18 protein-coding genes are annotated in these 20339 nt (G+C 30.9%); 11 read left to right on the top strand and 7 right to left on the bottom strand.

Annotated features, from left to right (window positions below; translation table 11 throughout):
• Nucleotides 1-8 precede the first annotated feature (8 nt).
• On the bottom strand, nt 9-1076 hold the full coding sequence (locus AC3IPI_RS21605; RefSeq protein ID WP_489155651.1) for a glycosyltransferase family 9 protein: 1068 nt from the start codon (nt 1074-1076) through the stop codon (nt 9-11).
• Between the two features lie 80 nt (nt 1077-1156).
• Complete coding sequence (locus AC3IPI_RS21600; protein ID WP_489155648.1) at nt 1157-1948, bottom strand: glycosyltransferase family 2 protein; 792 nt, start codon at nt 1946-1948, stop codon at nt 1157-1159.
• A 44-nt stretch (nt 1949-1992) separates the two neighbouring features.
• Between AC3IPI_RS21600 and AC3IPI_RS21595 the strand changes: the two genes are divergently transcribed.
• On the top strand, nt 1993-2715 hold the full coding sequence (locus AC3IPI_RS21595; protein ID WP_489155646.1) for a polysaccharide deacetylase family protein: 723 nt from the start codon (nt 1993-1995) through the stop codon (nt 2713-2715).
• On the opposite strand, the gene AC3IPI_RS21590 is transcribed toward AC3IPI_RS21595, so the two are convergent.
• Nucleotides 2707-3444, bottom strand: a complete 738-nt coding sequence (locus AC3IPI_RS21590) for a glycosyltransferase family 2 protein (protein WP_489155644.1) — start codon at nt 3442-3444, stop codon at nt 2707-2709. The two genes, AC3IPI_RS21595 and AC3IPI_RS21590, sit on opposite strands and share 9 nt — an antisense overlap.
• A 50-nt stretch (nt 3445-3494) precedes the next feature.
• Complete coding sequence (locus AC3IPI_RS21585) at nt 3495-4310, bottom strand: 2,3,4,5-tetrahydropyridine-2,6-dicarboxylate N-succinyltransferase (protein WP_039115113.1); 816 nt, start codon at nt 4308-4310, stop codon at nt 3495-3497.
• A gap of 283 nt (nt 4311-4593) precedes the next feature.
• Here AC3IPI_RS21585 and AC3IPI_RS21580 point away from each other — a divergent pair, with 283 nt between their 5' ends.
• Nucleotides 4594-5220 carry a PAS domain-containing protein gene (locus AC3IPI_RS21580; protein ID WP_489155642.1) on the top strand — a complete coding sequence of 209 codons (627 nt, stop codon included), beginning with the start codon at nt 4594-4596 and terminating at the stop codon, nt 5218-5220.
• A gap of 235 nt (nt 5221-5455) precedes the next feature.
• Here the strand turns inward: AC3IPI_RS21580 and AC3IPI_RS21575 are convergent, their stop codons facing one another.
• A complete protein-coding gene (locus tag AC3IPI_RS21575) occupies nt 5456-7231 on the bottom strand; it encodes an LTA synthase family protein (protein WP_489155640.1) in 1776 nt (591 codons plus the stop codon).
• Nucleotides 7232-7866: 635 nt separating this feature from the next.
• On the opposite strand from AC3IPI_RS21575, the gene ruvX reads away from it, so the two are divergent.
• Both ruvX and AC3IPI_RS21565 read left to right on the top strand, forming a co-directional pair.
• Nucleotides 7867-8283, top strand: coding sequence for a Holliday junction resolvase RuvX (ruvX, locus tag AC3IPI_RS21570; protein WP_039115109.1), 417 nt, complete (start codon nt 7867-7869; stop codon nt 8281-8283).
• Between the two features lie 115 nt (nt 8284-8398).
• Nucleotides 8399-9892, top strand: coding sequence for a malate:quinone oxidoreductase (locus AC3IPI_RS21565; protein WP_039118791.1), 1494 nt, complete (start codon nt 8399-8401; stop codon nt 9890-9892).
• Between the two features lie 43 nt (nt 9893-9935).
• Here AC3IPI_RS21565 and AC3IPI_RS21560 read toward each other — a convergent pair whose 3' ends face one another.
• Nucleotides 9936-12164, bottom strand: coding sequence for an FUSC family protein (locus AC3IPI_RS21560; RefSeq protein ID WP_489155637.1), 2229 nt, complete (start codon nt 12162-12164; stop codon nt 9936-9938).
• Between the two features lie 197 nt (nt 12165-12361).
• On the opposite strand from AC3IPI_RS21560, the gene def reads away from it, so the two are divergent.
• The 3 genes from def (at nt 12362) to mazG (ending at nt 14368) form a co-directional block, all read left to right on the top strand.
• Nucleotides 12362-12952: a peptide deformylase gene (gene def / locus AC3IPI_RS21555; RefSeq protein ID WP_035621249.1), complete on the top strand. Its 591-nt coding sequence runs from the start codon at nt 12362-12364 to the stop codon at nt 12950-12952.
• A gap of 62 nt (nt 12953-13014) precedes the next feature.
• A complete protein-coding gene (locus tag AC3IPI_RS21550; protein ID WP_039118789.1) occupies nt 13015-13497 on the top strand; it encodes a DUF5606 family protein in 483 nt (160 codons plus the stop codon).
• 100 nt (nt 13498-13597) lie between these two features.
• On the top strand, nt 13598-14368 hold the full coding sequence (gene mazG, locus AC3IPI_RS21545) for a nucleoside triphosphate pyrophosphohydrolase (RefSeq protein ID WP_489155634.1): 771 nt from the start codon (nt 13598-13600) through the stop codon (nt 14366-14368).
• Here mazG and AC3IPI_RS21540 read toward each other — a convergent pair whose 3' ends face one another.
• Nucleotides 14369-15049 carry a Crp/Fnr family transcriptional regulator gene (locus AC3IPI_RS21540; RefSeq protein ID WP_035621253.1) on the bottom strand — a complete coding sequence of 227 codons (681 nt, stop codon included), beginning with the start codon at nt 15047-15049 and terminating at the stop codon, nt 14369-14371.
• 205 nt (nt 15050-15254) lie between these two features.
• On the opposite strand from AC3IPI_RS21540, the gene AC3IPI_RS21535 reads away from it, so the two are divergent.
• The 4 genes from AC3IPI_RS21535 (at nt 15255) to AC3IPI_RS21520 (ending at nt 20314) form a co-directional block, all read left to right on the top strand.
• Nucleotides 15255-17636, top strand: a complete 2382-nt coding sequence (locus AC3IPI_RS21535; RefSeq protein ID WP_489155631.1) for a heavy metal translocating P-type ATPase — start codon at nt 15255-15257, stop codon at nt 17634-17636.
• A 118-nt stretch (nt 17637-17754) separates the two neighbouring features.
• Nucleotides 17755-17946 (top strand): cbb3-type cytochrome oxidase assembly protein CcoS, encoded by a 192-nt coding sequence (gene ccoS / locus AC3IPI_RS21530; RefSeq protein WP_039115094.1) that lies wholly within the window; start codon nt 17755-17757, stop codon nt 17944-17946.
• Nucleotides 17947-17949: 3 nt separating this feature from the next.
• Complete coding sequence (ccoN, locus tag AC3IPI_RS21525) at nt 17950-20136, top strand: cytochrome-c oxidase, cbb3-type subunit I (protein WP_409416984.1); 2187 nt, start codon at nt 17950-17952, stop codon at nt 20134-20136.
• A 7-nt stretch (nt 20137-20143) separates the two neighbouring features.
• Nucleotides 20144-20314 (top strand): CcoQ/FixQ family Cbb3-type cytochrome c oxidase assembly chaperone, encoded by a 171-nt coding sequence (locus tag AC3IPI_RS21520; protein ID WP_082001838.1) that lies wholly within the window; start codon nt 20144-20146, stop codon nt 20312-20314.
• Nucleotides 20315-20339: the final 25 nt, after the last annotated feature.

The following is a 20339-nucleotide window of genomic DNA, read 5'->3' as shown; positions in this document are numbered from 1 at the left end:
TCAGATTTTTAAAGATTTCGTGTCATGAAAAAATGAATCTGACTCTTAAATAATTCAGGATTTAAATCTTGATAGAATAAAGCTGAATTGCTTTTAATTTCCTTGTGTAGAATGTTGTTAATTAATTCAGGTTTAAAGTCATTTAAATGTACCGAAATATTTTGCAATCCATCCTCAAAGGTTGCCCAGTCATTTTTCGTTACATAAGGTGAAAATATTGTAAAAGTAGGTTTGTTTAGCGCTTTTGCCATATTAATTGCTCCACCATCATTTCCTATAATTATATCGCACTGATTCATTATACCAATGAATGATCTTAGATTACTTCCTAATAAATCGAAATGTATTTTCTCTTGTGTGCTTTTAGAGCATAAATTGAATACTTTTTGAGCATCCTCAATTTGATTTGGAAAATAATTAAAAAGGATGGTTACGTCTTTATTTTCTGCAACATAGTCTACTACTTTTGCCATATAATCTAGAGGGTACGTTTTTGACTTCTCGCTTCCCAAAAGACTTATCATTACAATTTTTCGGTCCTTGCTTACTTTATGTTTGTTTAATAACGCAATTGCTTCTTGGTCCTCTTCTTTACTTACATATAATTTCGGAAAAGGGTCTATTAATGCGTTATCGATATTTAGGGGGCTAAGCAATAAAATCCTATTGTCTATTGCAAATCCATAATTTGTTTCGTCATTATTCTCCAATCGTTTTATATTGTGATTATAAAATAAAGAAGAATACCATTTATGATATGATATTTTATAATCGGCACCAGAGAAAATAGTTATTAAATTAGTCTCTAATTTGCCGTATACATCGATTAATATATCATACTTATTAGATCTCATTTTAAAAATAAATTTAAACAATGATAAGTATGATTTTCTTATTTTTTCTTCTAATACAATTACAGAATCAATATTTGGATTACCTATTAAAACATCTGTGCAATTAGAATAACACATAAAATCGATAGTCGATTCTGGGTATTTCTTTTTTAGATTGTTACAAAGAATTGTACTAATAAGTACATCACCAATTCTTTTCTGTTGTATAACTAATATTTTCATTATTGGGGACAAGTTTAATAAAAAACTGTATTGTGTTTTTTGTTGGATTCTAGATGTCAAAAATAGCTATTTAAAAGCTATTATTCCATTTTATTGTGAGTTAACCAAAGAATCAAATAGCGTTTTAATACTGCAAATGAGTTTATGTAAGCAAGAATGTAACCTTCTTTACCATCAAGAAATCCTAATCGAATAAAATATTGATTTATAAAACAAAAAAAAGGTTTCATTAAAAAATGATAGAAATTTGGTTTTACTTTTTTATCATACAATTCTTGAGCTTCTTTTTTACTTAATAGACTTAGCTGATAATTGTATTCATCGAAACTCTTATAAGCATAAGAGTCTATTCTGTTTTTTAATATGTTAGATTTTCCAAATAATGTAATAGATGGATTACTTTCTTCATTGCCAGAATAAGAGTGTCTTTTTTTATCAAAAAGAAAAACTCTTTTTCGGTTATTAAATTCTCCATGCTTTATTTTCTTTTTAAAGAAAAACAGGGTTTGTTTAATGTAATAAAGATCATTGCTTTTTGGATTAGAAATTTTGGTCAAAATTTCATCCTTAAGTTCGGGAGAAATATATTCGTTTATGTCCAACAACAAGATCCAATCATTTTGCGCCTGATTAATAGCTAGATTGTGTTGTAGTGTTTTATCAGCAGTCGTTTGTTTAATAATTGTTGCGCCAAGCTCTTTCGCAATAGCAACTGTTTTGTCTGTACTATTGTTGTCGATAATGATAATTTCATGAGCAAACGACACATTCTCAATAAGTTTCTTGATGTTGTTTTCTTCATTAAAACAAAATGCCAAAATACTAATTTTGGGAACTATTACATTTTGAGGCATAAAATCAATTTTGTGCAATATTAATAATTTTAGATTTATAACTTTGTAAAAAATCAAACAAAATGTCAAGACTCCCAATTTTAATGTATCATAATATTTGTCAATCTGAAAATGAAAGTAATAAGTTGACTATTTCAGTGCAAAAACTGGAGCAACAACTTCAGTATCTGAAAGATAATAATTATGAAACATTTCATTTTGCAGAATTAGAAAAAATGAAATCTATTCCTAAAAAGAGTATTGTTCTTACTTTTGATGATGTAACTGAAAATCAGCTTGTTTTTGCAGCACCGTTATTAGAAAAATTTAATTTAAAAGCTAGTTTTTTTATTCCTTTTTCATACATAGGAAAGACAGATTTATGGAATGGTAAGTCTGAATCCTTGGGAGAAAAAATAATGACAATTGAACAATTAAAGGGGTTAAACAATAAAATAGAATTAGGCTATCATTCCTATGAGCATAAAAAATATAGTTTATTATCAGCCTCAGAAATAGAAAATGATTTTCTAAAATGTGAGGAGGTGATTAAAAACAACGATTTAAGAGTATATCCGGCTTTGGCTTATCCATATGGGAATTATCCTAAAAAGGGTGATGAAAATGAGCAATTTAAACAAATAGTCGCTAAGAATAAAATAAAGTTTGGTTTAAAAATAGGGAATCGTCCAAATAATTTTCCTTTTAAAGATAACTACGAAATCAAACGAATAGACATTAAAGGTCAGGATAGCTTGATGACTTTTAGGTTAAAAATAAAATTTGGAAAATTAAAGCTATTCTAAATCTTTTTCGATTAGCATCATTTTTGCATATCTGGAGAATACTCCATAGGCATCTATAGCAGCAGCAGCAAGACCAGGAACTCCATCTAGGTAGACTCTTTTTACGATATATGTATGAAAAAATCGGTAAAATGGTTTAAAAAAGAGTAGAAACAGTGTTACTTTCTTTCCCTTATTGGTACACATCTTTGCCTGAAACCAAGCGTATTTGTCTTTTTTACCTATAAAGTGAAATAATCCTTTGTAGGTGTAGTGTACCATATAATTTTTTAATACACCAGGTTTTGATTTTATGATTAATTTTTCATGTACTTCATTTTCAAAAACTAACTTTTCATTTTTCATTAAACGAACAACTTTGTCGGTATAATGAAATAAAAAGCGATTCATGAAAAAATGAGGAAACCAGATTTTATAGGTGTCAAATTCATCCCATTCGATGCTTTTTAAAATTTCAGCTTGAAGTTTATCTGTAACCCTTTCGTCTGCATCTAGAAACAATATCCAGTCACCAGTTGCAAAACTTATTGCATGGTTTCTCTGATTACAGTAATTGTCAAATTTTCTAGAAAAAAGTTTAACGCCTAAATCTGTAGCAATTTTTTGTGTAGCATCAGTACTATTAGAGTCTAAAACAATAATCTCATCAGCAAATGAAACAGATTTTATTGCATCGGCAATATAAAACTCTTCATTATAAGTAAGTATGATAACGGATAGTTTTTTCATTTCTTTACTTAACATACTTACTTATAATTATGGAGTTTAATAAAATAATATTATACTGCAACATCGTACTCCCGAAGTGCATTATTTAATGACGTTTTTAAATCTGTAGATGGTTTACGAGTACCAATAATTAAGGCACATGGAACTTGAAATTCTCCAGCAGCAAATTTTTTGGTATAACTTCCAGGAATAACTACTGAGCGAGCAGGAACATATCCTTTCATTTCTACAGGAGTATCTCCAGTTACATCGATAATTTTTGTAGAAGCAGTTAAGCATACGTTTGCTCCTAAAACAGCTTCTTTCCCAACGTGTACACCTTCTACAACAATACAACGAGAACCTACAAATGCTCCGTCTTCTATAATTACAGGCGCTGCTTGTAAAGGTTCTAATACTCCACCAATACCTACACCACCGCTTAAGTGTACATTTTTACCAATTTGAGCACAGCTTCCTACAGTCGCCCATGTGTCTACCATAGTTCCTTCGTCTACATATGCGCCAATATTTACATAACTAGGCATTAAGATAACACCGCTAGAAATATAAGCTCCATAACGCGCTACAGCATTAGGTACTACACGGATTCCTTTTTCGGCATATCCTTTTTTTAGCAACATTTTATCATGATACTCAAAAATACCAGATTCTAAAGTTTCCATTTTTTGAATAGGGAAATACATTACAACTGCTTTTTTTACCCATTCGTTTACTTGCCAAGCATCACCAACTGGTTCTGCAACACGTAATTTTCCTGTATCCAAAAGTTCAATAACTTCTCTGATAGCATCAGTTGTTGTAGTTTCTTGTAACAAAGCCCTGTTTTCCCAAGCTTGTTCTATAATAGTTTGTAAAGGATTCATAGTACTAAAGATTTTAGGCAAATATAATTCGATTTTTTTTTAAAACAACCCTCATTTCTTTATAGTAACATTTTTATAAAAAAATATTATTTTTTTATTGTTGTATAAGATTAAGTCTTTTTATTTTAAATAATTTTTCCTACATAAAATATTTTTTATCTTATTCCCTGATAAATATCAATTTTTAACTTTTCTTATAAAATTACTTTTGTAAGACAATTTAACAACAACATAAGGTGATTTTAAATTGATTGAATTCAATAATTTAATTAGTATATTAACAATGAATCAAGAAAACGAGTCGTTTCACAGACCTACACCAATTGATAAAGAAGTTTCTTGGGATAAAACCCAAGTTATCATGAGTAAAACAAACCCATTTGGGATTATCGAATACGCCAATGAAATTTTTGTTGATGTTTGCGGATATGAAGATTATGAATTAATGGGGCAACCGCATAGTATCATAAGACATCCAGATATGCCACGAGTGATATTTAAAGTATTATGGGAAAATCTTAAAAAAGGAAATAACTTTCATGCTGTTGTTAAAAATCTAGCTAAATCTGGAAGATATTATTGGGTTGTTACCGATTTTGAAATTGCAAAAGATTCAAATGGAGCAATAGCAAATTATTTTGGACGCAGACGTTCTGTGCCACAAGAAGTAATCGCGATGCATATTGAACCTTTGTACAAAAAGTTGCTTCAAATAGAATCTGCTAGTGGAATGGAATTTAGTGAGAAATATTTGATTGGATTTCTAGAAGAGAAAAAACGAACTTATGTTGAGTATATTAAAGAATTAATGTACGAACATGAAAAAGCACAGTCTGCAAATCAACAAACGGAGATTCATGTAGAGGAAGAGGAGGAAAGAGGTTTCTTTAGTCGTTTTTTTGGTAGATAGGATATAAGCAGGGTAATTAAAAGCCTTAAGTTTTTAAAATAAATGGGGTTTAACTTTTTAATTAAGGTTAGACCCTTTTCTTGCGAATATAGGTTGGTAGTTATTGACTTTATTTCCTGATTCTAGATAATTTTATGTATAAATATTGATGTGGTTATCTAAATCAGACTGTGCAGAATTATAATTAAACAAAAAAAGGAAAGAGGTTTTAAAACCTCTTTCCTTTTTCGTATTATTAAATCGCTAATTTATTATTGACTACTCTTTCATTGAAAGATTGTATGTATGCTTTTAAGAATTTTTCAGACTCTTCAACTTTAGCTTTATCCTTTAGCATCAAATTGTTTTTTAATAAAGGGTCATTTTTCCAGTTATATAATCCAATTGTTTTATTATTTGCAAAGGCAAGATAATAATCATCTTTGATGTAATGATATGTTCCTTGAAGGTAATAAACCACATAGTTTTCTTTAGATTTATAACTTTTACCAAAACTAACCATGTCAGTTTTTATATTTAAGTAATCTAGAATACTAGGCATGATGTCAATTTGCTGAAAGTTTTTTTCGTTAACACCTGTTAATTCAGGATTAGATGGATCAAAAAACAAAATCGGAATGTGGAATTTTCCAATATTAGTTTTGTCAATATCTTTATCTCCTCCAGACGAAGTATGGTCAGAAGAAATAACAAATAGTGTGTTTTTGTACCATCCTTGTTTTTTTGCTGTGTCAAAAAATCTTCGCAATGCAAAATCAGTATATGCTATGCTTTCTTGAATTTCAGTAGTTCCCTTAGGGAATTTTCCTTTGTATTTTTCTGGAATAGTATATGGGCTATGAGAAGAAATGGTAAATAACGAACTAAAGAAAGGTTGTTTAAACGAAGTTAATTTAGCAGCGTAAAATTGTAGAAAATCTTCATCAAAAATCCCCCATTTACCATCAAAAGATTCTTCTCCTGTATATTGGTCTTTTCCAAAATACTGGTCAAATCCTGCTACTTGAGCATATTGGTCAAAGTTCTGACTACCATTAAAGGCACCATGAAAGAATGAAGTAGTATAGCCTTCTTTCTTGAAAATTTTAGGAAGACCATTTATTTTATTTAAAGAGTAACTAGATGTTATAAAAGAGTTATTCATTAAACTAGGAATACTTGAAAGAATGGATGGAACGGCATCAATTGAAACTTTTCCGTTTGCAAACCCATTCTTAAAGTAGTACGATTTTGTTATTAGAGAATCTAAGAAAGGAGTTTGTCCACGACCAATGTTTTCATTACCGAAACTTTCCAAAATTAAAATGACTACATTCTTTTTAATAGTTGGTTCGCTTGATTTTAAAGAAATGACAGGGTTGTAAATTGAAGCTAACTCTTTTTCATTAAAATAATTTACTTTCTCAATATCTTCTTTTTTAACAGCAGATTTTAAGATGCAAAAAGGGGTATTTAAGACTAATGCAGAATTATTTAATGCCCCATATTCTGCAGCATCTACAATTTTAATTGGTTTTTTTCGGAACCCACCACGTCCCATAAGTAAAATTATAACTATCGAAAGAATAAAATAAGAGTATTGTTTATAGTAGTCTTTTTTGGTTGATTTTTCGTGTATTAAATGTGTTTTTAAATTCGGAATCAATTTCCAAAATATAATACTAACGATAAGAAATAGTACAAAGATGTACCAGAATTCTTTTAAGAAAGAAGGAATTAAACCTAAGGCTTCGTGTTCCATTCCTTTGGCAGTAATCATCCCAAAAGTACTTCTTCTACCAGTAAAACGATAGTAAATAATGTCTATGAAGTTGGTAGCAATAAAGATAAGGTTAACAGCATAAAAGGAAACTTTTAGGATGCTTTGATATCTTGGTTTGTATTTGAAATTTCCTGGAATCAAATGCGCTAACAAAAAAACAATATTTATATAAGCTATAGCTGCAAAATCAAAAAGAAGACCTCCTAGAAAAGTTTGAAATGTAAAAGGTTCGAATAATTTTGAGTTCATAAGATAGAATAGAACTCTAGAGAATTGATAAATTATGACAATTAAAAAGAATCTTTTTAGAAATAAAATAATGCTATTTTTATAATTATTCATTTGGTATTTAGTGAATTTGGGTATTTGTTTTTGAGTAATTTTCTATAATATGTGGGAAATTTGAAGCAAAAGAACTATTTTTTTTTCAAATTACGATTACTTGGTCAATCTAATTTTATAACAATATAACTCTGATTTAAAATATTTTAAACTTTAATTTTTTGTAATTATTTGGTTTTTAAATTGTTAATTGATTTATGTGTGCTATTAAGTGTTGTGAATAAATATCTATAATACGTTAATTCTTTCTTTTGTTCGATGATAATTATCATGAATTAGGGATGTAATTAGGCCTACTTTTGAATTGAAATTATATGCAAGAATATTTTAAAGAGCAAAGTTCTATTTATGGATTGTTTAAAATCTGTGAATTAGTATAAATAGATGGTTAGTAGGTTTTTAAATTATTTTTTTTGATATCGTTTTAATTTTTTTTTTGGAAAAAAGTTTAATTAATCCGTTCTGGAATATAGAACGGATTAATTTTTTTAAGGCACAAGGTTTTTACTTTATGTATCTTTGTTCCATTAATATTTAATAAGATGCCAAGAATTCTCGCTATAGATTACGGACAAAAAAGAACAGGAATTGCTGTTACTGATGAACTGCAAATTATTGCCTCGGGTTTAACTACAATTCCATCTAATACAACTATCGATTTTTTAAAAGATTATTTTGCTAAAGAAAAGGTGGAAGCGGTCTTAATAGGTGAGCCAAAACAAATGAATGGAGAGCCATCACAAAGTGCTTCAATTATAAAAGGTTTTGTAACTCATTTTTCGAATATTTTTCCGGATATGAAAGTGGTTCGGGTTGATGAAAGATTTACTTCTAAAATGGCATTTCAAACAATGATAGACAGTGGACTTAGCAAAAAACAACGTCAAAATAAAGGTTTGATCGATGAAATCTCAGCAACGATAATGCTTCAGGACTATTTGTCTCGTAAAATGTTTTAAAATATCAAAGGATTTAGCTCGCAAACGTTTTAGAAAACTATAACTTTTAAGGTGAAATTTATAGTTTTTTTTTGCAATTTTATGAAGTACCTTTGCACTTTAAAATTTTCTTACTATGTCCGACAAAACCATACGTTCAAATACCGAAGTAGTACTTATTGGTGCTGGAATTATGAGTGCAACTCTTGGGTTAATCTTAAAAGAATTACAGCCAGATTTAAAAATTGAAATTTACGAAAGATTAGATGTTGCTGCAGCCGAAAGCTCTGATGCTTGGAATAACGCAGGAACAGGGCACTCAGCCTTTTGTGAATTAAATTATACACCAGAAAAGAATGGTAGTATAGATCCTAAAAAAGCAATTAGTATTGCTGAATCCTTTGAAGTTTCTCGTCAGTTTTGGTCTTACTTAGTACAGCAAAACAAAATTACATCTCCTGATAATTTTATAAAAAGTGTTCCTCACATGAGTTTTGTTTGGGGAGAAAAAAATGTGGATTATCTTAAGAAAAGATTTGAAGCACTACAAAAAAATCCAATCTTTAAAGAGATGGTTTTTAGTACCGATTTTGCTCAATTAAAAGAATGGATGCCATTGGTAATGGAAGGAAGAGATGCTACAGATAAATTTGCAGCAACTTCTATGGCAATAGGAACCGATGTGAATTTTGGAGAGTTAACACGAAGTATGTTTAACTATCTTGGGAAATTAGATGGTGTAACAATACATTTTAATCACGAAGTAAAAAAATTAAAGCAGCGTGAAGATAAATCGTGGAGAATTAAAATCACAGATTTAGCCACCGGACAAACTAGAAAAGTATATACTAAATTTGTTTTTATTGGTGCAGGAGGAGGTTCATTGCCTTTGTTAGAAAAAGCAAATGTTGCCGAAGGAAAAGGATTTGGAGGTTTTCCTGTGAGCGGACAATGGTTAAAATGTACTAATCCAGAAGTTATTCTTCAGCATCAAGCCAAAGTTTACGGAAAAGCTAGTGTTGGTGCGCCACCAATGTCAGTTCCTCATATTGATACACGAATGATAAATGGAGAAAGAGCATTGCTTTTTGGACCATTTGCTGGTTTTTCGACTCGATTTTTAAAGAACGGATCTTATATGGATTTGCCTTTATCAATAAAAACAGACAATATAATGCCAATGTTGGCAGCTGGTTATCATAATATCCCACTTACTAAATACTTAATCGAGCAAGTAAGACAATCACCAAAAGATAGAATGAACGCTTTACGCGAATACTTGCCAAATGCAAAATCTAAAGATTGGAAATTAGAGCGAGCAGGACAACGTGTTCAGGTTATCAAAAAAGATGAAAAAGAAGGTGGGATTCTTGAATTTGGTACAGAGGTAATTAATACAGATGATGGTACATTGGCTGTTTTATTAGGAGCTTCACCAGGAGCTTCAACTGCAGTTTCTATCATGGTTGGATTAATAGGGAAATGTTTTAAGGATAAAATTAAAACACCAGAATGGGATGAAAAGCTTAAAGCAATGATTCCTTCTTATGGTCAGACTTTAAATGATAAACCAGAATTGTTATCTGAAATTAGAAAAAATACCGCTGCAACTTTAAAGTTAGATAACTAAGTAGGGCATACATAATAAGAATAAAAACAAAATCCAGATTAATTTAATCTGGATTTTGTGCTATAAACTCTTTTGTAATCGTTACTATTTTTTCAGACAAATCAGTCATCCATATTAATTGTTCGATTACCAATTGGGCTTCCTGCATTTTGGTTTCTCTTGCACTATCATCGAGTTCATTATCATTTTCTAATCGACTGAAATTTTTTCTTTTTAATTCCTCAAAATGAAAAGTTAGTTGTTCTTTATTAATGTCTTTGTTTTTATATTCAGCGGTGCTTTCATGTCTTAAGATTGCAATAGAATAATTTAAGTTATAAACAACAACGCCAATTACAAAATTAAAAGACTCAGATGCCGATGTCGTTTTATGAGATTGTATATATGTGCCTAGTGATGCCGCAGACGAAAGTAAAGAATGATTTAGTACCGCAAGCTTGTTTATTTGCGGAAGCTGTTTTTGCTTCGATTTAGGTTCTTGTACCATTCTTTGGAAAGAAGTCATAAGATTTCCTATTTCTATAAAAGCATTTTTTCTTGCCAAGCGATAGGATGTAGGTAATGTTCCTTTCTTATTATAATATTCGGCAATTTCTCTTAAATAGTTTCTGTTAGCTTCAATAGATTTTTCTAAAAATGATGCAGCATTTAAGAACTCCCAAGCAGGCCATAAATAATAATTTGCCAAAAAGGCTAACGTAGCACCTACAAGTGAATCCAGAATTCTAAACTGAATTACCTCAAGAATGTTAGGTGTTAATATCCCGTACACAAAAACCACATACATGGTAACAAGTGTAGTGCTTATTTTGTAATTGCTCTGCGTAAAAGAAATACCGATAAGCATACAGACAATAGCAAATATGCTTATTGCTACATGATTGTGTACCAAAGAGACAATCCCAAAGGCTATTAATCCGCCTAAAATAGTACCAAAAACACGATTATAAGAGCGCTCTTTGGTTAAACCATAACCAGGACGCATAATTACTACGATTGTCAATAAAATCCAATATACGTTTTGGAAAGGAAGTAATTTACCAATTATAAAACCGACCATAATAGTTATGGTAAGTCGCAACGAGTGCCTGAAAAATGTTGACGAAAAACTAAAATTTTCGATTAAAGTGCGTATCGGATAATATTGTGGAGTCAGGAATTTTTCAAGTTCTTTATCCTTGTCTTTAAAATCAAAAGATTTAATAGCTAATGAAAAAGCCATTTCTACGATTTTTATTTTTTCGACTTGCTTTTGAGCATATTTCAGCATATTAGTAAGCATCCAAACCCCTTCAGAAGCTTCTATTTTTCCTAAATTATTTTGATACACATCAATAGCAGATTGTAATCCGTCAAGTTCCTTTTTTAAATCATTTATCGAGATATATTTAGAGGCTTTATGAACACTTTTAGATAGTTTTTTTAAAGTCGATGCAAGTTTATAAGCAAGGTTTTGATAAGAACGCAGAACCTCAGGATGATCACTAAATTTTTTGTGTAATTTATCATGGTCAAATGATGTCGATAAAGCCAATTCCTGAATTTCGACTAGTGTTATAAAAACAATCAGCATTTTTCGGTTTTGGCTAGAATCGCCAGAAGTGGCTCTGTTGCCAATAAGCACTTGTCGTAAATTTTCGTGAATTTGGTTTAACTCAACCTGAAGATGCAACTGTTTTTCGATAATCTTTTTTCTATCGGCTTCAGGATTCCATAAATCACCTCTTAGTTTTAAGTATTTTGCAGTTAATCGTATTCCGTCGGCAGTTTGTAATTCTATATAACGATACGGTTTTATATAATGAAAGATAAGTGAAACTATTAAATAGAATAATCCACCAGCAAAAATATAGCTAGAATGTAATACGGCTTCCCAGCCTTCGTGTAAATGTGCAAATGATAAAGAAATCGAAAGTAGGGCAGAGAATGATGCCATAGTCGCTCTTTGTCCGTAAACAGAGATCATAGAGGACAAGAAAAGTAATATGCCTAAAAACGGATAAAATAGCCAAGGATAAGGATAAACAAGATTAACTAGTAGGTTAACACCAGAAACAATAAGAGCAGTAACTACAATTCCTTTTATTTTGTGTTTAAGATTACTCGGGATATCACTCGGATAAGTATAAAAAGCACCGAGAGCAATCGTAAAACCAATTTCAAAATAACCTAAAAAGTTAAAAAACAATACAGGAACTACTGATGCAATTGTAACTTTTGAAGCATTGGTAAAAGAAGTACTGTCTGTGAATTTAACGATGCGATCTAACATAGAAATAGGTTTACTAGCAAAGATAAGAATTGTAAGAGTTATTTAGTAATAATAGTGAGTTTGATTTAAATAGAAATCAAAAAGTAGATAATCTGGTTAATAGAATTATTCATTGACTATTTTTTACTATTTTTGCCAACCTAATTCAGAATAATGAAATTCTGGATTAATAGTCGTTAATACATAATACAACAAGAATGATTTTACCAATTATAGGATATGGTGATCCTGTTTTAAGAAAAGTTGGGGAGGCAGTATCGCCAGAACATCCAAATTTGAAAGAAACAATAGCTAACATGTACGAAACAATGTACAATGCTTATGGAGTGGGTCTTGCTGCGCCACAAGTTGGTTTGGCCTTGCGTTTATTTGTAATTGACACAACTCCTTTTAGTGATGATGAGGATTTACCAGCAGATGAACAAAAAGAATTAAAAGGATTTAAGAGAACTTTTATCAATGCCAAAATATTAAAAGAAGATGGCGAAGAGTGGAGTTTTAACGAAGGTTGCCTGAGTATTCCAGATGTTCGTGAGGATGTTTACAGACACGAAAGAATTACAATTGAATATTGTGAAGAAGATTTTGTCGTAAAAACCGAAGTATTTGATGGGTTAATTGCCAGAGTAATTCAGCATGAATATGATCACATCGAAGGAATTTTGTTTACAGATAAAATTTCATCATTAAAAAAACGTTTAATTCAAAAGAAATTAAAAAATATCACCGAAGGCAAAACTTTTCAAGAATACAGAATGAAATTTGCTGCTGCTAAAAAAGGAAGATAGTTTTTGAAGTTCTTTAGATAAAAAATAAAATAACCGAATTCTTAATACTAATTATAATAAACATGAATTTAGAAAAAATATTAGCTATTTCTGGGAAACCAGGTTTATACGCATTAAAAGTACAAACGCGTACAGGATTTGTAGCTGAATCATTAATTGATGGAAAAAAAATCACTGTTAGCTTAAAGAGTAATGTAAGTTTATTGTCAGAAATTTCAATTTATACTTACGAAGGAGAAAAACCTTTGTCTGAAGTAATGCAATTAATTGCAGTAAAAGAAAACAAAGGACCAGCTATTTCTCATAAAGAAGATAATGCTACTTTAGGAGCTTATTTTAAAGAAATTTTACCTCAATATGACGAAGAGAGAGTTTATCCTTCGGATATTAAAAAAGTATTGAACTGGTACAATATGCTTCAGGCAAAAGGATTAGTTACTGATTTAGCACCTGCACCTGCAGCAGCTAAAGAAGAAACTCCAGTTCTTGAGGAAACAAAAAAAGCACCAGCAAAAAAAGCTAAAGCAGCTGCTGAAAAAAAATAGTTTCAATTAATTGAACGATATTTAATCCTGTTGAGATGATTTCTTGACAGGATTTTTTACTTTTACATGAATTCGTTACCAACTTAAAATTACTTCAAAAATGAGTAAAGAACTGCAATTACAAGCCTTCGAGAGATTATTAAATATAATGGATGATTTGCGTGAAAAATGCCCTTGGGATATGAAGCAGACTATACAGAGTTTACGCCATCTTACTATTGAAGAAACATATGAACTAGGTGATGCAATTCTGGATAATGATCTGAATGAAGTAAAAAAAGAATTAGGAGATTTGTTGTTGCATATTGTTTTTTATGCCAAAATAGGCAGCGAAACAAATGATTTTGATATAGCAGATGTATGTAATGAAATTTGTGAAAAGCTCATTCATCGTCATCCTCATATTTATAGCGATACAGTTGTAAAAGATGAAGAAGAAGTAAAACAAAACTGGGAAAAACTAAAACTAAAAGAAGGTAAAAAATCTGTTTTAGAAGGTGTTCCAAGGAGTTTACCAGCATTAGTTAAAGCAAGCAGAATACAAGATAAAGTAAAAGGAGTAGGTTTTGATTGGGAAGAACCACACCAAGTTTGGGATAAAGTACAAGAAGAATTACAGGAACTACAAGTAGAAGTAGAGGCTGGAAATCAAGATAAAATTGAAGCAGAGTTTGGAGATGTATTATTCTCGATGATTAATTATGCGCGATTTTTAAATGTAAATCCCGAAGATGCACTAGAACGCACCAATAAAAAATTTATAAAACGTTTTCAATACCTTGAAAGCAAAGCAGGAGAATTAGGAAAGCCATTAATGGACATGACTTTGGCAGAAATGGATGTTTTTTGGAACGAAGCAAAGAAGCTTTAATTATTCGGCCATTTTCTTTAAGGCACTAATATTTTTAAGGACAATTTTCTTTCCAACTAATTCAATAACTTTTAGTTTATTAAAGTCAGATAATAGCCTGATGCAGCTTTCTGTAGCAGTACCAATCATGCTTGCTAGTTCATCTCTGGAAAGTTGAATTTGTAACGTGTTGTCTTTGTTCTCGCCAAATGTGTCATGTAAGTATAATAACGTTTCGGCTAAACGAGATTTAACGGTTTTTTGGGCTAATGAAACAGTATGATTGTCTGATTCTTTTAAATCATCACAAATTGTTTTCATCACATTCATAGAAAACTGATTGTTTTGATTAAAGAAATTGATAATTTCTGTTTTAGGAATAAAACATACTTCCATGTCATCTAAAGCTTTAGCACTTAAATTAGCAGGTTCGTTACTAATCATAGAGCGTTGACCTAAAAGTTCTCCAGATTTTACAAGCTTTACAATTTGATCTTTACCATTGGCGCTTAGTTTAGAAAGTTTACCAATACCATCTTTTACACAGAAAACACCATTAGTAACTTCGCCTTCTTCAAAAATAGAATCGCCTTTTCTAATAGTGTAGGTAGTTTTACTATTAGCTAATTTTATAACTTCATCTTTGTTTAAAGCTTTTAACGAAGTAAGTTGTCTTACGATACATTGGTCACATTTATTCATAGCAAAGTTATTTGTTTGCAAAATTAGGTATAATTATGATTTTTTTATCCTATTTTTTTATAATAATAACAGAAAAATGATTTCTATAAGTTTATTCCCAATTTATTTTATTAAATTTAAAAATGTAATTTATAGGCTATGATAATTGTCATGTTTTTTAACTAGGCTGTTTGTGACCTTTGCAAAAGCATAAAATGGTTAAATTATGAGTGTACAAAATTGTTTTCATTGCGGTTTGATTATTCCAAAAAATGAAGTAATTGTTTTTGATGAAAAAGAATTTTGTTGCAGCGGATGTAAGACAGTTTATGAGATTTTTAGTCTTAATGACCTAACTTGTTATTATGATTTCGAAAAATCTCCAGGAGCAACACCACAAGATATTCAGGGCAAATATGATTTTCTGGATAATGAAAGTATTCAGGTAAAGTTATTAGAATTCCAAGAGGATACAACAGCTATTGTCTCGCTAAATATTCCACATATTCATTGTAGTTCTTGTATTTGGATTTTAGAAAATTTAAATCGTCTAAAACCAGGAATTAGTGCTTCTCAGGTTAATTTTCCTGAAAAGAAAGTTAGAATTACTTATAATCCAGAAAAAATCAGTTTTAAAGATATTGCTTATACCTTAAGTTCAATAGGATATGAGCCATATATAAGTTTAGAAAACTATGAAGCTGGAAAAAATAATGTAGACAGAAGTTTGACATATAAATTAGGTGTCGCTTTTTTCTGTTTTGGGAACATTATGTTACTTTCTTTCCCAGAATATTTTGAAGTAAAAGAATTTTGGCTAGATAATTACAAACCCTTTTTTCGTTGGTTGATATTAATTCTGGCAATGCCAAGTTTTTTGTATTCAGCAAGTGGTTATTATGTTTCGGCTTATAAAAGTATCAAAAGTAAAATGCTGAATATCGATATTCCTATCGCTTTAGGAATTATTGTTATGTTTATTCGAAGCACTTTTGATATCATCATGGATTATGGAGGAGGTTTTTTTGATAGCTTAACAGGATTGATTTTCTTCATGTTGTTAGGGAAAATGTTTCAGATTAAAACCTATAGTTTTTTAAGCTTCGAAAGAGATTTTAAGTCTTATTTTCCTATTGCAGTAACCCGAATAAATCCTAATACTAAAGAAGAAAGTATTCCTATTTATGATATTGATAAAGGGGATCGATTATTAATTAGAAATCAAGAATTAATTCCAGTAGATGGAATCTTGATAAGTGATAAAGCCGAAATAGATTATAGTTTTGTAACTGGTGAGGCAGTTCCTATTACCAAAAAATCAGGAGATAAGGTTTTTGCAGGAGGAAAGCAAATAGGTAAAGTGATAGAGATGGAAGTATTGCATACTGTTTCTCAGAGTTACTTGACACAATTGTGGGGAAATGATATTTTCCAGAAAGATGTTCAGCAAAAACACAAGACGATAACCGATACTATAAGTCGTTATTTTACACCAATTTTATTATTAATTGCGTTTGCAGGTTTTGGTTATTGGATATTTATAGACGCTAATACAGCTTTTAATGTTTTTACAGCGGTACTTATTGTAGCATGTCCATGTGCACTGGCATTGACGGCACCATTTACATTTGGTAATATCTTAAGGATTTTAGGAAAACAGAAATTTTATTTAAAAAATGCTTTAGTTATTGAACAGCTTGCTAAAGTCGATACATTGGTTTTTGATAAAACTGGAACTATTACAACTAATAAAAAATCGAATATTACATACGAAGGAGATGCACTTTCTGATGTAAACCTTGTAATGCTTAAAAATGTACTTCGAGCTTCAAATCACCCTTTGAGTCGAATGTTATATGAGTTCCTGCCTGAATCAAGCCGAATAAAATTGGATGATTTTAAAGAAATAACAGGAAAAGGAATCTTGGCGGAAATCGAAAATCATCAATTTCAGATTGGATCATTTTCTTTTGTTGCAAATCAAGAAGAAAACTCAATTCAGCAAACATCACTTCATATTAAAATAGATGGAGTCTATTACGGTAAATATATTTTTAATAACCAATATCGAGAAGGGTTAGGGGATTTATTTAAAGAGTTAAGTCTTAATTATAAAATCAAAGTATTATCGGGTGATAATGATGGAGAGCGAGAAACTTTAGAAAGTCTTTTACCTAAAGGAACTGAGCTTGTTTTTAATCAAAAACCGGAACAAAAACTAAACTTTATTAAAGAACTACAAGACCAGGGTCATAATGTAATGATGGTTGGGGATGGATTAAACGATGCGGGAGCATTAGCACAAAGTAATGTAGGAATATCTATTTCAGAGAATGTAAATGTTTTTTCTCCTGCTTGTGATGCAATTCTGGATGCAACTGAATTCCAGCGTTTAAATTATTTTTTAAAACTCTCCAAGAACGCTATTAAAATCATTAAGATGAGTTTTGTTTTATCACTACTTTATAATGTTGTAGGACTTTCTTTCGCTATTACAGGTAACTTATTGCCTCTGGTGGCGGCTATTATAATGCCTTTGAGTACTATTACGATAGTGAGTTTTGTAACATTAGCATCTAACTATTTCAGTAATAGTAGTTTAAAATGATTATAAATAATTCAAAGGTTATTTTTTCATAAATTTAACATAACTAGCTAAGGTATGATAAATGTCATATTTTAAAAGAATGTATAAAAGTAATTTTGTTTAACAAATTTCTTAAGTTATGAGCGTAATTTATTTATTAATCTCAGTTAGTATCATCATTGCCATTGGTTTTTTTATAGCATTCGTAATAGCTGTAAAATCAGGACAGTATGATGATGATTACACTCCTTCCGTTCGAATGCTTTTTGATGATGAAATCAAAAAAACTCCCAATAATAAAATAAAAACAACCACAGAAAAACAAATCTAGATTATGGAAATGCAACAATTTTATTACGACAACAAAATTGTAAAGAAATTCATTTATGCTACCATTCTTTTTGGTGTAGTAGGGATGCTGGTCGGTCTTACATTGGCCGTTATGTACCTCTTTCCTAATATTACCGACGGAATCTCATGGTTAAGCTATGGACGATTAAGACCTTTACACACCAACGCAGTTATTTTTGCCTTTGTAGGGAACGCGTTTTTTGCAGGAATGTATTATTCTTTGCAGCGACTCTTAAAAGCCAGAATGTTCAGTGACTTTTTAAGTAATGTACATTTTTGGGGATGGCAATTAATTATTGTAGCGGCAGCAATTTCATTGCCTTTAGGTTATACATCATCTAAAGAATATGCCGAATTAGAGTGGCCAATAGATATTGCTATTACTTTAATTTGGGTTGTAATGGGTATCAACATGATTGGTACAATTTTACGTCGTAGAGAGCGCCATTTATATGTTGCAATTTGGTTCTATCTAGCCACATTTGTTACTGTTGCAGTATTACATATTTTTAATAATATAGAGATACCAGTTTCTGCAATGAAAAGTTATTCTGTTTACGCAGGAGTTCAGGATGCTTTAGTGCAGTGGTGGTATGGTCATAATGCAGTTGCATTCTTTTTAACAACTCCGTTCTTAGGTTTAATGTATTACTTTGTACCTAAAATAGCTAACCGTCCAGTGTATTCTTATAGACTATCGATTATACATTTCTGGTCATTAATTTTTATATACATCTGGGCTGGTCCTCACCACTTATTATATTCAGCGTTACCAAACTGGGCGCAAAATTTAGGAGTTGCTTTCTCTATTATGTTACTTGCTCCATCTTGGGGAGGTATGATAAACGGGCTTTTAACATTAAGAGGTGCGTGGGACAAGGTTCGTGAAGAACCAGTTTTAAAATTCTTTGTTGTTGCAATTACAGGTTATGGTATGGCAACTTTTGAAGGACCAATGCTTTCTTTTAAAAATGTAAATGCTATCGCGCATTATACAGACTGGATTATTGCTCACGTACACGTTGGAGCATTAGCATGGAATGGATTTATGACCTTTGGTATGATTTATTGGTTGATACCAAGAATGACAAAAAGTACTTTATTTTCTAAAAAATTAGCCAACTTCCATTTTTGGATTGGTACGTTAGGAATTATATTATATACATTACCAATGTACGTTGCTGGTTTTCAACAAGCGTCGATGTGGAAACAGTTTAATCCAGATGGTACTTTAACTTACGGAAACTTCCTGGAAACAGTTACAGCGATTATGCCATTATATTGGATGAGAGCTATTGGAGGTACTTTATATCTTGTAGGGATGTTTGTATTGGTTTACAACATAATTCAAACAATACGAGTAGGTAACCCAATTGAAGATGAATTGGCAGAAGCACCAGCATTAGAAAGAATTAGTAGTAGTAGAGTTCGTGGAGAAAAATTCCACTCATGGTTAGAAAGAAAACCTATCCAGTTAACAATTTTGGCTACAATTGCTATTTTAATTGGAGGAATTATTCAAATCGTACCTACGATTATGGTAAAATCAAATATTCCTACGATTACAAGTGTAAAACCATATTCACCGTTAGAATTAGAAGGTCGTGATATATACATTCGTGAAGGATGTGTTGGATGTCACTCACAATCAGTACGTCCGTTCAGAAGTGAAGTTGAACGTTATGGACCACAATCTAAAGCGGGAGAATTTGTATACGATCATCCATTCTTGTGGGGGTCTAAACGTACAGGACCAGATTTATTAAGAGTAGGTGGTAAGTATAATGATAACTGGCACTTTAATCACTTCTGGAATCCACAAAGTATATCGGCAGGTTCAATCATGCCAGGATACAAATGGTTGTTTGATAATAAGCCAATGGATATTTCATTGACACAGAAGAAAATGGAAGTAATGGTTCAACTAGGAGTTCCATATTCTGCTGAAGAAGTAGCAAATGCTCAAAAATTATTAAGAGCACAAGCTTTAAAAATCGAAAAGAATTTAGAAAACGATCCAGACTATGTTGCTAGTTATGCAGATAGTAAGAAAAAAGCTGAGGCAAAAGGAGAGAAATTCATTCCGATGAATGAAAGAGAAATCGTAGCGCTTATTGCTTACATGCAAAGATTAGGAACAGATATCAAAGTAAAAGAGACTTCAAAATAGAGAAATTATGTTTGAACAAGTAAAACACAACTTAGAAACTATTGCGGGCGTACAGATCTTCCCAATACTTTCCTTACTAATATTTTTTATCTTTTTTGTTTGCCTGGGAATTTGGGTGTTTTCATACAAGAAAGAAAAGATTGAAGAAATGAGTCATATACCATTAGACGAAAATTAAATTGTAGAATTAAAAATAATATATA

This window comes from Flavobacterium sp. GL_143, from assembly GCF_057834355.1.
This window is presented reverse-complemented; position numbering and strand designations above follow the sequence as displayed.

Bases quoted from the DNA above. Each gene is read 5' to 3' on its own strand.
- ccoN (WP_409416984.1), top strand. From the start codon at position 17,950: ATGGAAATGCAACAATTTTATTACGACAACAAAATTGTAAAGAAATTC.
- AC3IPI_RS21560 (WP_489155637.1), bottom strand. From the start codon at position 12,164: ATGTTAGATCGCATCGTTAAATTCACAGACAGTACTTCTTTTACCAAT.
- def (WP_035621249.1), top strand. From the start codon at position 12,362: ATGATTTTACCAATTATAGGATATGGTGATCCTGTTTTAAGAAAAGTT.
- AC3IPI_RS21550 (WP_039118789.1), top strand. From the start codon at position 13,015: ATGAATTTAGAAAAAATATTAGCTATTTCTGGGAAACCAGGTTTATAC.
- AC3IPI_RS21540 (WP_035621253.1), bottom strand. From the start codon at position 15,049: ATGAATAAATGTGACCAATGTATCGTAAGACAACTTACTTCGTTAAAA.
- AC3IPI_RS21535 (WP_489155631.1), top strand. From the start codon at position 15,255: ATGAGTGTACAAAATTGTTTTCATTGCGGTTTGATTATTCCAAAAAAT.
- ccoS (WP_039115094.1), top strand. From the start codon at position 17,755: ATGAGCGTAATTTATTTATTAATCTCAGTTAGTATCATCATTGCCATT.
- mazG (WP_489155634.1), top strand. From the start codon at position 13,598: ATGAGTAAAGAACTGCAATTACAAGCCTTCGAGAGATTATTAAATATA.
- AC3IPI_RS21605 (WP_489155651.1), bottom strand. From the start codon at position 1,076: ATGAAAATATTAGTTATACAACAGAAAAGAATTGGTGATGTACTTATT.
- AC3IPI_RS21580 (WP_489155642.1), top strand. From the start codon at position 4,594: ATGAATCAAGAAAACGAGTCGTTTCACAGACCTACACCAATTGATAAA.
- AC3IPI_RS21595 (WP_489155646.1), top strand. From the start codon at position 1,993: ATGTCAAGACTCCCAATTTTAATGTATCATAATATTTGTCAATCTGAA.
- AC3IPI_RS21575 (WP_489155640.1), bottom strand. From the start codon at position 7,231: ATGAACTCAAAATTATTCGAACCTTTTACATTTCAAACTTTTCTAGGA.
- AC3IPI_RS21520 (WP_082001838.1), top strand. From the start codon at position 20,144: ATGTTTGAACAAGTAAAACACAACTTAGAAACTATTGCGGGCGTACAG.
- AC3IPI_RS21585 (WP_039115113.1), bottom strand. From the start codon at position 4,310: ATGAATCCTTTACAAACTATTATAGAACAAGCTTGGGAAAACAGGGCT.
- AC3IPI_RS21565 (WP_039118791.1), top strand. From the start codon at position 8,399: ATGTCCGACAAAACCATACGTTCAAATACCGAAGTAGTACTTATTGGT.
- ruvX (WP_039115109.1), top strand. From the start codon at position 7,867: ATGCCAAGAATTCTCGCTATAGATTACGGACAAAAAAGAACAGGAATT.
- AC3IPI_RS21590 (WP_489155644.1), bottom strand. From the start codon at position 3,444: ATGAAAAAACTATCCGTTATCATACTTACTTATAATGAAGAGTTTTAT.